The following is a 16,196-nucleotide window of genomic DNA, read 5'->3' on the forward strand; positions in this document are numbered from 1 at the left end:
TTAATGACTTGGCTCCATGAGCAGCAGGTATAAAAATCCCATCGGTGAGGGTGCGCTGTATTGCATTCCGTGCGGTCCATTGCCTGATGGCGCGCTTGCATGACAGGTCATACATTCTTCGAGCGTTCCCGAATGGCCTTGCCAGGCAATAAATTTGATTGCATCGTTTGGTTCTCGGCTGAGTGCAATCGCGTGGGGGCTGTCATGGCATCCCGCGCAGTATATTGCTCCGTGTCCTGTGGAATATCGATACAGTGCATTGTTTTGTGTATAGTTTGAACCATGGCAATTACTACTGTCACATCGTGGTTCAACATTCCATGGTGAAGAATTACTCGCGACGGAGTCCATTCCACCGTGGCAGCGTATACAGTCAAAACCACTTTCTTGCGTCATGACATCACGCAGGCATTGGGTTTGTGGGCCGGGATGGCAACTGTAACATCCGGCGAGGGTGTTCGGCACCTTTCCAGCGTGCTTGTCATGCATGGCCCGGGACAGGCTGGGCAATCCGGCGACCCCAGGCTTTCCCAATGCGTTTGAACTATGACATTCCGCACAGAGCACCGGCCGGCGGTTCATTAAGGGCGTCGTATGACCTGCAGGGTATTCGTCGCTATTTTCTTTATCATGCAATGTGAGAATGTTTGTTTCCACACGCCCTGTAGCGATGTCTTCTTGGCCGTTGTCCGCGTGGCATGAATCACACCGCATTTCTGTGGAAACGGGTGCAACGACCGTTATCGTGGCGAGTTCTTTTCCCGATACCGAGTCATTCGCCGTCACAACGGCAAGCTGATAGGGGGCACGCGTATTGGGTGCGGAATCGCTAAATTCTGTCAGTGGAATACCTTCCGCAACAAAGTGATCGTTCTGCAAGTCGAATGTCCCGGACAAGCCCTTCCCCGTCAGCCCGATATCGGCTGGCAGCGAAACACCGAAGAGCTGGAGGGCGTAATCCCAAAAATTGGATTTCGTGACGGAGGTTGTATTGTCCGGGAATGCGTAATGGAGGGTGACACCAGACGTGATAATTTGAGGAGGATTGCCGACTTTGATGAGTTGAGCCCAGAGTGTGTTATACGGTGGGAGTACTGCTAAGTCCTGAAAATCATGGTTATAACAGTGCATTCCAAGGTCGTTCCAGGCAAGGAGAACATATTTATCCTGGGCCTGCGCGGGATGCGCGCAAAGGAAAAGGATACTCGACACTATTGTTATAATAAAAGTTTTTTTGAAACGAGTGTCTCGTGTGATATTGTATACGCTCATACCACGATCCTTTGTTAAATATTGCTGGTAAGGAAATGAATACTATATTGTATAGTAATCATACTTTTTTTGTCTAGAAAAAGGCGGCTCCAGCTGAGGTTGGTAGTGAGCATCATGTTCATATGAAGGTGCTGAGCATGGATTGTTGTTTTTCCATAAAGAAGCGGAGTTTGTGGCAAGAGTGTGGACTGGAAACGCTTTGCGGTCCACGGCGTCTATTTTCACATCGATTCGAAATATTGCAATGAACAGCATGATATCTTCTCGTCTCCCCCGCTTGATCCGGGAATGCTCACCGTTGTTTGCATCCTGTACCTATTCAGTATAGGCCAGCCTGACGAGGGAAGATTCTTGCCCTTATTACCAAGACATGAAGCAACGCGACGTCAACGAATATATTGAGGCACTCAAGGCCGCCGAGCGATTGTCGGCAGTTGTGACTGAGCATCGTGTGGTCGAAGGTCATGATGCGGTCTTTGGCGAACCGGTACGGCCATGGCCAACGGTCGTTCGAGAGCTTTTGGAACAACGTGGCATCTCTCAGCTCTATGCACACCAGGCTCGGGCTGCCGATCTTGTCCGGGCAGGAAAAAATATCGTTGCGGCGACGCCCACGGCGAGTGGGAAAACGCTAACATACACGCTTCCCGTTCTTGATCAGATTCTACGCGACCGAGGAAGTCGCGCGCTCTATCTTTTTCCCTTGAAAGCGCTTGCGCAGGACCAGCTACGGGTGGTCAACACGTTGCTCAATGGTTTGCCGGCTTCGGCACGGCCCAGAGCTGCCATTTATGATGGGGATACCTCGGCTAACGAGCGCAAGAAACTGCGTAAGGACCCACCGCACATTCTCATGACCAACCCGGAAATGGTGCATCTCTCGCTGTTGCCACATCATCAAAGTTGGGCGGGTTTATTCGGCGGGCTGACCCATGTTGTCGTGGACGAAGTCCATACGTATCGAGGCGTCATGGGATCGAATATGGCACATGTCTTTCGGCGTATGCACCGGGTATGCGGCCGCTTCGGCGCGCAACCGACGTATATTTTTTGTTCGGCAACCATTGGAAATCCTGAAGAGTTGACCCGAAATTTGACCGGCTTGGAGTGTGAGCCCATTTTGGAGAGTGGTGCTCCGGCTGGTCGGCGCCATTATGTATTTCTCGATCCGCTCGACAGTGCATCATCCGCCGCGATTACGCTACTTCGTGCGGCGTTGGCACGAGAACTTCGCACCATTGTCTATACGCAATCGCGTAAAATGACCGAACTGCTCGCCATGTGGGTGGCTGAGAAAGCTGGCGATTATGCCTCGCGGATTAGTGCCTATCGGTCGGGGTTTCTTCCGGAAGAACGGCGAGAGATTGAAGCGAAAATGGCATTGGGTGAGTTGTTGGCCGTTATTTCAACAAGTGCCTTGGAACTCGGCATTGATATCGGGGAACTCGACCTTTGTATTATGGTGGGCTACCCCGGTTCCATCATGGCAACCTTTCAGCGCGGCGGCCGGGTTGGCCGAAGTCAACGAGACAGTGCTGTAATCCTGGTTGCGGGCGAGGACGCGTTGGATCAGTATTTCGTCCATCATCCTCAAGAACTATTTGATCGACCTGCCGAATCTGCCGTTATTAATCCGGACAATCCCGTCATCGCTGGCCGTCACATCGAATGCGCTGCCGCAGAACTTCCTTTGAGCGATGGAGAAGCCTATCTTCAAGGCGAAACCGGGAAGACCGCATCACAATTGGAACTCCAAGGACGATTGTTGCGCAACGCCGAGGGAGACACCATCTATAGCGCGCGTACCGCGCCACATCGAGATGTCGGTCTGCGTGGTGCAGGAAAACGGTTTGTCATTGAATTACAGGATGGGGACCGGCGCACTACCATCGGCGAGATCGACGAATATCGGGCGTGTCGGGAGACGCATCCCGGTGCGGTGTATCTGCATCGTGGACAGGTACTCCTTGTGGATGATCTTAATCTAGCCGAAGGGACGGTGACGGTTGTCCGGCAACGCGTCGATTATTTCACGCGGGTGCGAGGCAATAAAGAAACCGAAATCCTCAGTGTTGACGACGAAGCGTGTGCATTTGGCATGCGTGTTTTTCGCGGGAGACTTCGTGTTACTGAACATGTGACGGGCTATGAAAAACGCCAGACGCGTGGCAATCGCCTGATGACCATTGTCCCGCTCGACCTCCCGCCGTTTGTCTTCGAGACGGAAGGTTTTTGGTTTGCTGTCCCCCGTGCCGTCCAAGACGAAGTTGATCGGCAACTCTACCATTTTCGCGGTGGTATTCATGCGGTTGAGCATGCGGTGATCGGGTTTTTACCTCTTGTCGTCATGACGGATCGTAATGATCTCGGAGGAATCTCCACGGAACTTCATCCGCAGCTCGGCCGGGCTGCAGTTTTTGTGTATGACGGTGTCCCCGGTGGTGTTGGGCTGACCCGACAGGCGTTTGCGAAAGCGGAAGACGTTATGCGCGGGACATTGGCTGCCATTGCAGGGTGTGAATGTGAGACCGGGTGTCCATCCTGTGTTCACTCGCCGAAATGCGGATCAGGAAACCGACCTATTGATAAAGCCGCGGCAGAATGTATCCTGCGATTACTTGACGAACAAACATGTGAACCGGAAGCGGTAACGGTCGATATATCGCCAGCCAATGGCCCCGAACAGGACGTTCGCCCAGCACAAGACGCGACTTCCGTATTGTTGGGAGCCACCTCGACGTTGTCCGCTGAACTTAAGGAGCATGGAATGGCCAATATCATTGTACCCAAGCGCTACGGTGTCCTGGACGTTGAAACCCGACGCTCGGCCGAAGAGGTTGGCGGATGGGGAAAAGCCTCCAAAATGGGAGTCTCGGTGGCGGTTTTATACGATAGTGAACACGATCGCTTCGATCGCTATGAGGAAGACGCTGTTCCTGCGCTGATAGAACGCATGCAATCTCTTGATCTGGTTATTGGCTTCAATGTGCTTCGCTTTGACTATCGAGTTCTTGGGGGCATTACTCGATTCTCCGCCAAGTCCATACCGACGTTGGACCTGCTTGATGCCATTAAAAATCGCCTTGGATATCGTGTTTCGCTTGATAACCTTGCTCAAGCAACGTTCGGCGTTCCGAAAAGTGCCGATGGTCTGCAGGCGCTTCAATGGTGGAAAGAAGGCAACCTTGAAGATATTGCCAAGTATTGTACAGAAGACGTTCGCCTCACTCGCGACTTGTATTTATATGGTAAAGAGCACGGTCATGTGCTCTTTACCAATAAGACGAAAAAAATCGTTCGTGTCCCAACAGGCTGGTAATCTCATTTATCGTATCATCCATTGTGCCAGCCAGTAGACCACCGCTCCGACGCCAACGGCGCCATACATGGCCAGTCAGGGCGGGCAGCCTTTTTTGATAAAACGAACAAGGATCAGAAAAAAGAAGCCTCCAATGGCAACCCCTGATACCATAGGAATGCTGTGTACAATATCCATCGTATCTCCTTCATTTATAAGGCAGCGAAAGTATGAATTCTTTTGGTTTGTATTTTAGACAGATTGTGTTATGTGAAGTATGAAGTCTTCTTTCATCTTAATGAAGCGATTGATTGACGATTTATTATTAAATGCATAATACAGAGAGTGACATAGCAGGATCCTTCGTTCATATGCGTTATTTATATTGTTGAGAGCGATTATGGAAGATTGTGACCGAGTCAGGCAAGAACTTCAGAAGGAATTATCCCGAGCTCATGCCCGTATTGCGTTTTTAGAACAACAAAACAACGTCCTTACTTCTAACCATAGTGCAACAATTGATGGGTCGGCGATATGGTTTCGCAATCTTGTTGAAACCATTCCAGATCTTGTATGGCTCAAAGACATGGACGGGGTGTTTCTGGGATGCAATCCGACGTTTGAACGTTTTTTGGGTGTCCAAGCCGATGAGATTATTGGTAAGACAGACTATGATTTTGTCGATACACAACGTGCAGATTTTTTTCGCGAACATGACCGGAAAGCCATTGCGGCTGGAGGGCCGTCCAGCAATGAAGAGTGGCTGACATTCGCCGATAACGGATATCATGGACTTTTTGAAACCATAAAAACACCGATGCGCGATGCTGAGGGCACAACCATTGGTGTTTTAGGTATTGCTCGTGATATTACCGATCGTAAACGGGTTGAAGAGGCGTTGGAGAAACGCCTGATTGCCTTGACGCAACCGTTGGATGATCTTGGTGAGATTACATTTGATGACTTATTCAATCTCGATGATATTCAACGGCTTCAAGATGAATTCGCCAGAGCAACCGGTGTTTCTTCGCTGATTATCAAGCCAGATGGTACTCCAATAACTAAACCGAGCAATCTTTGTCGGCTCTGTCGCGATATCAGTCGTGAGACTGATATCGGTATTGCCAACTGCTATAAATCCGATATGGCGCTTGGTCGGATATCCAGTACTGGACCTACCATTCAGCCCTGCACGAGTGGCGGGCTGTGGGATGCCGGAGCGGGCATTTCCATCGGCGGGAGACATATTGCGAATTGGCTTATTGGCCTGGTGCGCGATACGACGCAAACCGAAGAAGCCATGCGTGAATATGCGCGAAAAATTGGAACGGATGAGACGGAATTTATCGAAGCGTTCAACGAAGTTCCTGCCATGACGAAGGAACGTTTTGAAGAGGTAGCCGAAGCGTTATACACTTTGGCCAATCAACTTTCGAGCATGGCCTATCAAAACATGCTGCAGGCACGTTTCATTTCCGAGCGTAAACGTACCGAAAAGCAGCTCATCGAGATGAAGGATAAGGCGGAAGCCGCCAACATTGCCAAATCAGAATTTTTAGCTAATATGAGTCATGAAATCCGTACGCCTCTCAATGGGGTGCTCGGTATGCTCCAATTGCTTTGTTCTACAGATTTGACGTCCAAGCAGCAAGGTTACGTGTCGGCGGCAATTCAGTCTTCAGAACGCCTGACACGATTACTTTCGGACATCCTTGATTTGTCACGCATTGAAGCCGGGAAAATTCAGATCGTCAATGGCTCCTTCAACCTTGAAGTGTTTATGAGGTCTATTCAAGATCTTTTCACCCGCTTGGCCGACGAAAAAGGACTCGAACTCACGTGGTCTATTGACGCCGATGTCCCGACGAATCTTGTTGGGGATGAAATCCGTTTACGGCAGATTCTTTTCAATCTTGTCGGAAATGCCCTTAAGTTCACCGCACAAGGGGCCGTTCGCATTACGATTCATCGTCTCCTGTGCAACACTCCTCTTCTCGTTAAACTGTTGTTTATCGTTTCGGATACGGGTGTTGGCATTGCCGACGATGTGCTCAAAGCCGTCTTCGAACCGTTTGTGCAAGTCGAAGGGGCATACTCAAGACGCTTTCAGGGAGCCGGGCTCGGCTTATCTATTGTGCGTAAACTCGTTCGACTCATGGGGGGAGAACTCGCTATCGATAATACCGGTCCGGGCACGGTGATGTACCTCTCCATGCCGTTGATGGTCGCCCATTCGACAACATTACCGCTGGTGGTGGAAGACCACGATGGTTCTCCATCAGTAGAGAAAAAAGCGCGTATTCTCTTTGCCGAAGACGACGAAGTGACGCTTATTGCGGCATCGGAAACGTTGATCAATCATGGGTATGTGGTCGATACGGCCAGAGATGGCCGGGAAGTACTCGATTTGCTCACGCAAAACGACTACGATATTATTCTCATGGATATCCAGATGCCTGTTTTGGATGGCGTCACCGTGACGCGTACTATTCGGCATGCTCCAGAGTTGGCAAGTAAGGCTACAATTCCGATTATCGCGATGACTGCGTATGCGATGAGCGGAGACAGAGAAAAATTTCTTGAAGCAGGTATGGATGAATATATCTCCAAGCCTGTTGATATGGAAAAGCTCATGAAGCTTATTGACCAAGTGCTGTATGTAGCGTCTTCCCTCGCGTGATGATATCTCGAAAGTGAGGAATGCGGAAAGAGATCGTTCTCAGAGTGTCTTCTGTGTTTTTGGAGTTTGCCTTATGCATCAGCACGTCACGTCAAGTGGTTCGCAGCACCGTCTTCTGCTCTCGATTGTTGTCAATCTCATCATTCCAGTGGTTCAGCTTTTTGGAGGGTTGGCAGCCGGCAGTATGGCCGTTGTTTCGGATGCAATACATAATTTCAGTGATTGTACCGGCCTGATCATCGCATATATTGCGCATAAGACCAGTCAAAAAGGCCCGTCCTTGCGCTATAGTTTCGGGCTACGGCGTGTGGAGATTCTGGCCGCCATTGTAAATACCGGTATTCTGTTCGGTGCTGCTGTTTTTCTTGTTATGGAATCATATTCCCGATTCCTTCATCCTGAGCCGGTATCGGGGGGCATGGTCATTGTTCTCGCGTTGGTGGGGATTATCGGTAACGGCTTGGCCGCGTGGTTGTTGTATCGAGATTCTGCCAATAATATCAATATTCGTGGGGCGTTCGTTCACATGATGGGGGATTTGCTCACATCCGTGGCGGTTTTGCTGTGCGGTATTGTGCTGCTTTTCGCAGATGTCCCCTGGCTGGATCCGTTGTTGTCGCTGCTCATCGTCATTTTCATTGTGAAAAGTTCTTGGGGAATTCTTGTCGAAGCAACGCACATTGTTTTGGAAGGCACACCTCGTGGTGTGGAGTTAATGGAGATAAAAGATCGGCTGGAATCGATTCCCGGTATTCTCAACACGCACCACTTACATGTCTGGAGCTTGGGTACGGAGTCGATTTCATTTATGGGACACGTCATCATTGAGGATCAACCCTTGTCCAAAACAGTCCGACTGCGTAAAGAAATCGATCATGTCTTGCATGACGAATTTGATATCGATCACGTCATGATTCAATTTGAAGCAGCATGTCATGAAGACGAAGATTGTGGCGTGCTGTGTCCCACATTCAACCACCACGAAACGAGGTAAACATGCTTTCTCGTGAAGACGCATGGGAACTCTTGCTTTCTAACAATCCCGAGCCGCACATGCTGGCACATGCCCGGCAAACCGAAGTCGTTATGGCGGCTTTGGCGGAGAAATTGAGACAAGATACCGCCCTGTGGTCTATTACCGGCCTGTTGCACGATCTTGATTATCCGCAAACAAAAGAGAATCCAGAGCGTCATGGCCTTGATGCGGCCGAGATGCTTGCGGGTAAATTGCCTGATGAAGCCATTACCGCCATCAAAGCTCATAATGCGGAAATGACCGGTGTTCCTGCGCAATCGAATTTTGATTTTGCATTGCGATGCGGGGAGACCGTTACCGGTCTGATTAATGCGGCAGCCCTCGTTCGTCCGACACGTATGGACGGCATGAAGGCGAAAAGTCTCAAAAAGAAAATGAAGGACAAATCCTTTGCCGCGTCGGTTTCCCGAGCAAATATTTTGGAGTGCGAGAAGCTCGGCATCGATACGGGAGAATTTTTGACATTGGCAATCAGCGCGATAACACCCATTGCCGGTGAAGTCGGTCTCTCAGCGGAATAGTTTCAGTTTTTACGTTTCCTCGCATACCTCGCACCTGGTTTACCTGAGAAGACACACAAGATAATCGTTTTGACAAAATTGAGATCGCTCGGCCGCTGAAAAGCGGCCGAGCGATCTCAATTTTGGTGAAACACGCGTTGTCTTTTGTCCTTATAACGGGTGCTGAAAGAGAAGCAAATACGTCTTCTCAAAGTCGGTAAGACCGAGAGCATTGAATGTATAGTCAAGCTTCTAAACTATCGAGCAAGAAAGAATGTAAGGAAGTATTACTAAGACGAATCACTCCCTTTTGGGATGCGTGATGGGTGCGCATAATGCGTCAAAAAATCAGTAATGGGGATGGCAATGAATGGTTTTGATAGAACGTGAGGAGTATGGAGTGGACAAGACGTCTGTATTGTCGAGATGGAGCGTCAGACAAAGTGCCGCGCCATGCCACGGGATTGCGATTGCATGGTGAGGTGTTTCGAACGTTCGGGGTGCACCCTTCATGAAACGTGTCGAAAAATTGCATAAGCATCTGCACGCTTTTTCGGATTTGGAACCGCACAGAATGCTTTGCGGACAAGGTGTATGTCCGGTGCTTCCTCCCCATTGGGGAAGGTTCAGCAGAAATGTTTTGCTTGGAAATTACATGCTCCAAGCGTTATCCCAAGGCAGCCAGGCCGAGAACTCCATAGCCAAGGCCAACCAGCACAAGAGCGACCGCGAACCAAAATGAAAAAAAGCATCGCATAACATCCTCCAGGTATGGTCTTCTCTTTCCTTTGGTCGTGTTTTCGGGAAAGATGGTTGCAAAGTTTTTGCCTGAAGTTATATCGTACCAATATCATAAACAAAACGAGAATGGCGAGCTTTTTTATACGGTTTGAGTTCGCATTATTCAGAATTTTTTTACGAAATATCGATATTCTCACAATATATTTCAGCGACCCCGCGAAAAGGAATCACGAAATTATGGAACATGGCATTATGGACACGATTACCCTGGCTGTCGTGCTGGGGGTAACATGTTATACATTGGCGAGACGGCTTCGATTGCCGGCGATATTATTTTACCTTCTGGCCGGTGCGCTTTTTGGTCCCATGGGGTTTCATTATCTTCATGTCGATTCCATGGGGACGGGACTGTCCGCCCTTGTCGAGATTGCCGTTGCCATTATTTTATTTGAGGGCGGGTTATCGCTGTCGACAAGCGGCTTCCGTAAGACTCCGACGACAATTGGACGCATCATTTTCATTGCTTTGCCATTAACGGCCATCGGTGGGACGTTCTTAGGATACAAGGTACTTGGTTTGTCTTTGGAAGTGTCGATCATTTTCGGGGTCATCATGGTTGTGACTGGACCGACGGTCATTGCCCCCCTGCTTCAGTCCGTGAATCTACAGCATCGTCTTGAAGTCTTGTTGCATTGGGAATCGATTTGGGGTGACGTCATCGGCGTGTTGTTGGGAGCGCTTGTTCTTCAGTTTGTTGCCCTGAAAAATCTTTTCGATGTCGAAAATCTGGCAACGACGTTTCTCGGCACCATGTTGGCCGGAGCCAGTGTTGGTATTGCGTCGGGCTTTCTTCTCAATCGTTTTCTCTTGCCCTGGGCAACGGGTCTGAAAATTCGAGGATTGGTCGGTACAATCGCGTTTGCGGCGGTCATGGCGGTGTTCTTGGAAGCCAACTCTCTTAAAATGGCGTCCGGCCCTTTAGCTGCGGCAATGATGGGTTTTTATCTTTCCTATGAAAAAGGGCCTCATCTCCAGGCCGTTAAAGAATTTAAAGAACAATTAGCGGTTTTGTTTATCAGCACACTGTTTGTGTTGTTATCGGCGTCGGTCAATCCCCTTGATGTGGCCGGGCGCTGGCCGTCTATTTTGCTGACGGGTGTTGCTTTGGCATTTATTGTTCGCCCGATTGCCGTCAACCTGGCGTTATTGGGTAGTGAAATGAATTTAAAAGAACGCCTGTATGTGGGGCTGATGGGGCCACGTGGCATTGTCGCCATGGCGGCCGCTTCGCTGGTGGCACTCACCCTTCCCGATCGGAGTGAGGACACGGCATTGCTTGCGACGGCCACCTATTTTTGCATCTTCTTTTCGGGAACCTTTGCGACGCTTTGTGCCAAGCCGTTGGCCAAATTACTCGGCGTAAAGTCGTCGTTGGCACGAAGTGGGATTGTGTTCGTCGGTGCGAACGAGTTGTCGACGGCCATGGCCGAAGTGGCTGGACCGCGCGTTCCGGTAATTTTTCTGGATACAAGTAAAGACAAATGCACCTTCCTCAACCAGGAGAACTACTCCAGTGTGTGTACCGATGCGTTGAATGACGATGTGTATGAACAGGCCTTATCCGAGGGGTTTCGACGGCTTGTTGCATGCACGCACCATGACGCACTCAACCAACTCATCTGTAAACGTGCATCGCATTTTCTCGGTGATGAGAATGTGTATGCCGTCTCCGGAGCCGAGTCTGAGGAAGTCATCACAACCGAACCGCTCTTCCCTGTTCGAGCGGCGTTCACGGAACGTATGCCACTCACCAAGATTCTTACCGACATTCGTAAAAAGCGTGCTGTGTTTGAAACGTTACCAGCCAGTACAATCAAAGAAACACGAGCCTATGAACAGGGACGCGTGATTGCCCTGCTCAACTTCAAGGAAGACGGTGGCGTGTGTTTGATTGAAGCTGCCAGACCATTGCCGGAAACCGGTGAATTGTTCTGTCTGGTGAGAAATGAAGAGAGCGTCGCAACGGGCATTATTTATTAAATATTCGTGCTGATGACGAGGGTTGGACGACGGAAGCGCCCAACCTTCGTCAGAAAAAGTTTTTCCACGAACACTTGCGTACCATCGTGGTATTTCAGCGATCTTCTGTCGTTGGAGAAGGCGGAGTCTTTTCGTCGTTTTGGTCTTCACGTGTGCGAAGACAATTTTTTCCTTGTGATTTTGCGATGTAGAGACAGTCATCAGCGGCACGCACCATAGCGGTCGAATTTTCAAAAGACGACGTATAGTCCACAATGCCTGCGCTGAGCGTGACAACACCGTGGTTACTCCCCGTGTGTGGAATATCGAGTCTTTCTATCGCTGCGATGATACGAGCTCCAGTGGTTCTGACGGATTCTATACTGGAATTGTTGAAGATAACAGCCAACTCCTCTCCTCCATACCGGTACACGCGGTCGTTTTCACGAATATTTTTGCCGATGACCTCCGAAATTGTGCGTAAGACATCATCTCCAGCCGTATGTCCATAGATATCGTTGTATGCTTTGAACGAATCGACGTCGGCAAGTAACAGCGAAAACGACTCGGCGCCATGTCTTGCCTGCGTGAAGACTTTGGCGAGGTCGCGGTCGAAGGAACGTCGGTTATGAATGCCGGTTAAACCATCCAGGAGGCTCAAATCTCTGAGTTTGGAGTTCGCGTTCTCAAGTTCCTTCGTACGATTTTCGACGATTGTTTGAAGGTTGGAATTCACCTCGTATATTTCTCGCGACATGTTCAAAAATGCATTGGCCAATTGTCCAATTTCATTCTTTTCTTCCAATGGAAGTAATACTGGATTTTGATTCACTTCCTTGTATTCACCATGTGCAACGTGGGAGACCGCATTTTGAAGGCGTTGGAGCGGGTTGTGAACATGCTTTGAGATAACATAATATACAGCAATATAGTATAAGACGAATAAAGAAAATCCAAGGGCTAGCACAATGTATGATGTGTGGTGTGCTTCTTCCTCGATCAGTTCTTTTGGATAGACCATGGTAAGCCACCAATCAGGTCCAGGCAGAAATGAGGTGAGGAGATAGCTTTTTCCTATTGTATCATCAATAATTGTTACTTCACTTTGTGATGTTGTATTGTTGTCATGAATGAGTTTGTACATACGGATAATATCTTGATTATTTATTTTATCTAATGAGAGCTGCCCTTTTAACTTGAGTTCATTGTTCAAAGCGCCAGGGTGGGCGATGAGAAATCCGTCGTCACTGACGATGAAATTATACGCTCCTTCAGGGGGGTTTGCATCGAGCCTGTTCATGATGGACTTCAATAGGACATCCATACTGGGGTTGATGAGGTGCCTTCCGTTGTAGTCGACAGGGACTTCATAGGTAATGGTCCATTGCTCGGCGGTTTCATCGTAGTAGAGTCCCGTCCAGATGGATTTGCGCTCAGGATTGGTTGACTGCAACGTCGCCTTGATCGTCCCAAGTTCATTCATAGGTAAATCCGGTTTGGCATTGAGGCCCCACGGGTCATCGGGGTAAAAGGTAACAATGGCATTTTCAGGAAACGTTACGTGGAGGACGCCTTCCGATCTCCATGCGGGACCATATCGGTTGACGAGAATATATGAAATAAGAATGCGCCGTTGAAAGTCCTCCGAATCAACACGTTGGTTGTTGCCGATAAAACTTGAGAGTCCCCACTGTCGACCAAACACGGTATCGAACTTCTCGTCAAAAAATGATCGCTTCATGCGCGTCGCGCCATCTTTATCGACAAAGTAGAGTTTCCCAAAATCTTCTTCTGTAAATGATATGTCCGATAAATATATATTCAGGAATTCTTCACGAAAAAAGTCCAAGTGCTTTCGAGCTGCATTAAATATCTGATTCTCTTGTTGGCTACGTTCTTCCATGTATTGACGGAGGTAGGTGAGTCGGTTGTTTTTACTTTGATTAAATACTTGATAATAGCAAATGATAGTTGCAATAGAGACAATCACCATTCCAAAAAGAAGGACTTTACTGAGTATTTGCCGACTGAGGCGATGCGGTGCATTTTGTGTTGATGAAGAGTCCATTGAAAAACTTCCTTTTCAAAAAATAGAATTCATACGTAATAACTCATCATAGAATTTAAATATGGATAGTGACTTATAAAAGAACGGAGGTCTCTTTCGTCAAGGTGGTTGTTTCCTGTTTGTATTGTGTTCTATCGTATTCTTTATTGTATGGGGTATTCCTTAGAAAGATGCGAGAATTGAAGGTTGAGAATATTATCCTACAGAAGACTCAAAGAGTAGTTTTGTCAACTTTTTTCAAGAAACTTCCTGAACATCTCCGGAGTATGAGAGAGGCCTCTTTTATGTCACCAAATTGATGGGAAAAATGTAGCTATAGAATGAGTTCATTGAAAGCAGGAAAGATTGTCATTGGCTGCGGGATGATTTTACAATTTGTTTTTCTTAATTGTTTTTATAAATATAAAATAATTTAAAGAATAGTATTTGTTTATTTATACTAAATCCAGCCTGCTGCCTTTGGACATGTGTGGGACGGGGCGGCGTCATGAGACGGTGCAGGTGTATTTTTTCTATACTGTACGATGTAGCCACGAATACGCTATGGGAAACTGCAAGAAAATATTATGACAGTGTCGTGAAGACTTGGTCTTGTTCACAAAACGCGCTAGAAATAAATTCTATTTTTTTATTGAATTTTGCTTGAAAACGATTTTCCAGGAGCACGTAGTGGAGAAAAAGTATGCCATCATCCTGGTTTTTGTTCTGCTGGCACTCTCGGGAGTTGTCGCGCATTTAGGATATCGGGCAAAAGTAGAGATTCAGAGTGTTGTTACAGAGCAATTCAATAAGCAACAGCTCGATATGGCCGAACGCATTGCCGGTGATCTTCAGGATCATATGACGTTTCTCATCAAAAGCATTACAGCGCTTTCGAGGGGATGGCGGGGGCTTCCTGGAAACGCGGCGGAGTCACCCGTGGGAATCAACATGATTTTCGACATCGTCAACGACGCGGATGTGGTCGCTATGGGGCGTGTTTTACCGGATAAGTCTGTGAAAGCCTATGCTACCGGTGCTCCGCTTGTTGCTCCATTTGGACTTGAGACCGATGCTATTGCCGGATGGGCTTCCAGACAGAATACCGGTGATTCAATCTATCTTTCACATGTCTTTCAGGCCAAGACAGGACGTTTCAAAAATCGTTTGTTGATGATGTTGGCGACCCCGATTTCGGTTGTCGAAAAGGGAGAGACACGACTTAACGCAGGAGCTTTATTTTTTGTCATAGACCCAGTGGCGCTTGTGCACCGGTATTCACAATCGGCAGAGCCTGGAAGAACGAGTCATTCTTGGGTCATCGACGAGTCGGGCTATATTTTGGGAAGTGCACAACAAGAACTTGTGGGGAAGAATATTCTTCGTTTAATGATGTCTAAAGAGCATTGGAGACATTCAATTCGCTTACAGCGCATTGTCCAAAATGAAATGATGACAGCCGGAAAGGGCGTGACATGGTACGATTATGACCTTGGAAATCCAGCGAATCCGGTATCACGACGACTTTTAGCGTATTGCCCGGCATTATTGAGTCGTCAGAATCCAGGATTATTCTGGTCTGTGGCTGTAACGGCGCCGGAGAAAGAGGTCCAGAGCCTCATTGGGACGATAATAACGCGAGAATGGATTATCGTTCTCGTTTTTCAGCTTGTTGTTTTTGGTGTGCTCGCAGTCTTGCTCGTGTTTTCGTTACGTTGGTCTCGCCAGTTGAACCTCAAGGTGGACGAACGAACCAACGAGCTTCGAATTGCTCATGATAAATTGAGCAAAAGTTTGAATGATCTGATTGAAGCTCAAGAAGAATTATTGCGTACGGAACGTTTCGCTGCCATAGGGGAAGCTGCTGCACATTTGTCTCATGAAATCAAGAATCCACTGATGCTTATGGGGGGCTTTGCGCAACAGGTGATGCGACAGTTGAAATTTGATCGTGAGGATTCGAATGGAAAAAAATTGGCAATTATTGTCGATGAAGCCAAACGTTTGGAATCATTGCTTGTTGAAGTACGTGATTTTACTCGACCCAATCCAGCCAAACTCGTTGTCGGTGATTTTAAAGAGGTGATCAATAAGACCCTTGATCTTATGTCGTCGAGTTTATCGGAGCAAGGTATTTCCATTACGGCGCATGTTCCCCAAACGCCACTACTCGTTGCGTATGATGAGGCGCAATGCCAGCAGGTTCTTCTCAATCTCGTGAAAAATTCAGCCGAAGCATTATCAGGGCCGGGAGAGATTGCTATTGACGCACAGACTGAAGAAAATTCGACGGTAGTAACCGTGAGCGACAACGGGCCGGGAATTGCTCCCGGAATGCTTGAAAGTGTGTTTGTACCGTTTAATACAACCAAAGAGCATGGTACTGGTCTTGGTTTGTGTGTTTCTAAACGCATTATAGAAGATCATAAGGGAACTATTTCTGTACAAAACGGTTCAAACGGCGGGGCAATATTTCGTATCCGTTTCCCCGAAGCGTATTCAACAATACAAGCAATTGAGAAATTTGCCTCATAACGCTTTGCTTTTTGTCCCTTCCTCGTACGATATGATCACGAGATCACATTGTATTTCTCCATAAAAAC

The 16,196-nt window shown here is 48.0% G+C and carries 8 protein-coding genes; 6 read left to right on the forward strand and 2 right to left on the reverse strand.

Features of this window, described 5'->3' with window-relative positions:
* Nucleotides 1-1,272 carry a hypothetical protein gene (locus G451_RS0107950; RefSeq protein WP_027183832.1) on the reverse strand — a complete coding sequence of 424 codons (1,272 nt, stop codon included), beginning with the start codon at nucleotides 1,270-1,272 and terminating at the stop codon, nucleotides 1-3.
* 370 nt (nucleotides 1,273-1,642) lie between these two features.
* Between G451_RS0107950 and G451_RS28310 the strand changes: the two genes are divergently transcribed.
* The 5 genes from G451_RS28310 (at nucleotide 1,643) to G451_RS0107985 (ending at nucleotide 11,567) form a co-directional block, all read left to right on the forward strand.
* Nucleotides 1,643-4,591 carry a DEAD/DEAH box helicase gene (locus G451_RS28310; protein WP_034641344.1) on the forward strand — a complete coding sequence of 983 codons (2,949 nt, stop codon included), beginning with the start codon at nucleotides 1,643-1,645 and terminating at the stop codon, nucleotides 4,589-4,591.
* A 379-nt stretch (nucleotides 4,592-4,970) separates the two neighbouring features.
* Nucleotides 4,971-7,250, forward strand: a complete 2,280-nt coding sequence (locus G451_RS32460; RefSeq protein ID WP_051261282.1) for a PocR ligand-binding domain-containing protein — start codon at nucleotides 4,971-4,973, stop codon at nucleotides 7,248-7,250.
* 73 nt (nucleotides 7,251-7,323) lie between these two features.
* Complete coding sequence (locus G451_RS28320; RefSeq protein WP_051261283.1) at nucleotides 7,324-8,244, forward strand: cation diffusion facilitator family transporter; 921 nt, start codon at nucleotides 7,324-7,326, stop codon at nucleotides 8,242-8,244.
* A 2-nt stretch (nucleotides 8,245-8,246) separates the two neighbouring features.
* Nucleotides 8,247-8,807, forward strand: coding sequence for an HDIG domain-containing metalloprotein (locus G451_RS0107975; RefSeq protein WP_027183833.1), 561 nt, complete (start codon nucleotides 8,247-8,249; stop codon nucleotides 8,805-8,807).
* A 957-nt stretch (nucleotides 8,808-9,764) separates the two neighbouring features.
* Nucleotides 9,765-11,567, forward strand: a complete 1,803-nt coding sequence (locus tag G451_RS0107985) for a cation:proton antiporter (protein ID WP_169727841.1) — start codon at nucleotides 9,765-9,767, stop codon at nucleotides 11,565-11,567.
* A 94-nt stretch (nucleotides 11,568-11,661) separates the two neighbouring features.
* Here the strand turns inward: G451_RS0107985 and G451_RS0107990 are convergent, their stop codons facing one another.
* Nucleotides 11,662-13,614, reverse strand: a complete 1,953-nt coding sequence (locus G451_RS0107990) for a sensor domain-containing diguanylate cyclase (protein ID WP_027183835.1) — start codon at nucleotides 13,612-13,614, stop codon at nucleotides 11,662-11,664.
* 669 nt (nucleotides 13,615-14,283) lie between these two features.
* On the opposite strand from G451_RS0107990, the gene G451_RS0107995 reads away from it, so the two are divergent.
* Nucleotides 14,284-16,128 (forward strand): ATP-binding protein, encoded by a 1,845-nt coding sequence (locus tag G451_RS0107995; protein ID WP_027183836.1) that lies wholly within the window; start codon nucleotides 14,284-14,286, stop codon nucleotides 16,126-16,128.
* Nucleotides 16,129-16,196 lie beyond the last annotated feature (68 nt).

The sequence above is a fragment of the Desulfovibrio inopinatus DSM 10711 genome, from assembly GCF_000429305.1.
Classification (GTDB): Bacteria; Desulfobacterota; Desulfovibrionia; order Desulfovibrionales; family Desulfovibrionaceae; genus Alteridesulfovibrio; species Alteridesulfovibrio inopinatus.

Coding starts and splice junctions, on each gene's coding strand:
- G451_RS28320 (WP_051261283.1), top strand. CDS start 7,324: ATGCATCAGCACGTCACGTCAAGTGGTTCGCAGCACCGTCTTCTGCTC.
- G451_RS0107975 (WP_027183833.1), top strand. CDS start 8,247: ATGCTTTCTCGTGAAGACGCATGGGAACTCTTGCTTTCTAACAATCCC.
- G451_RS0107950 (WP_027183832.1), bottom strand. CDS start 1,272: ATGAGCGTATACAATATCACACGAGACACTCGTTTCAAAAAAACTTTT.
- G451_RS0107990 (WP_027183835.1), bottom strand. CDS start 13,614: ATGGACTCTTCATCAACACAAAATGCACCGCATCGCCTCAGTCGGCAA.
- G451_RS28310 (WP_034641344.1), top strand. CDS start 1,643: ATGAAGCAACGCGACGTCAACGAATATATTGAGGCACTCAAGGCCGCC.
- G451_RS0107985 (WP_169727841.1), top strand. CDS start 9,765: ATGGAACATGGCATTATGGACACGATTACCCTGGCTGTCGTGCTGGGG.
- G451_RS32460 (WP_051261282.1), top strand. CDS start 4,971: ATGGAAGATTGTGACCGAGTCAGGCAAGAACTTCAGAAGGAATTATCC.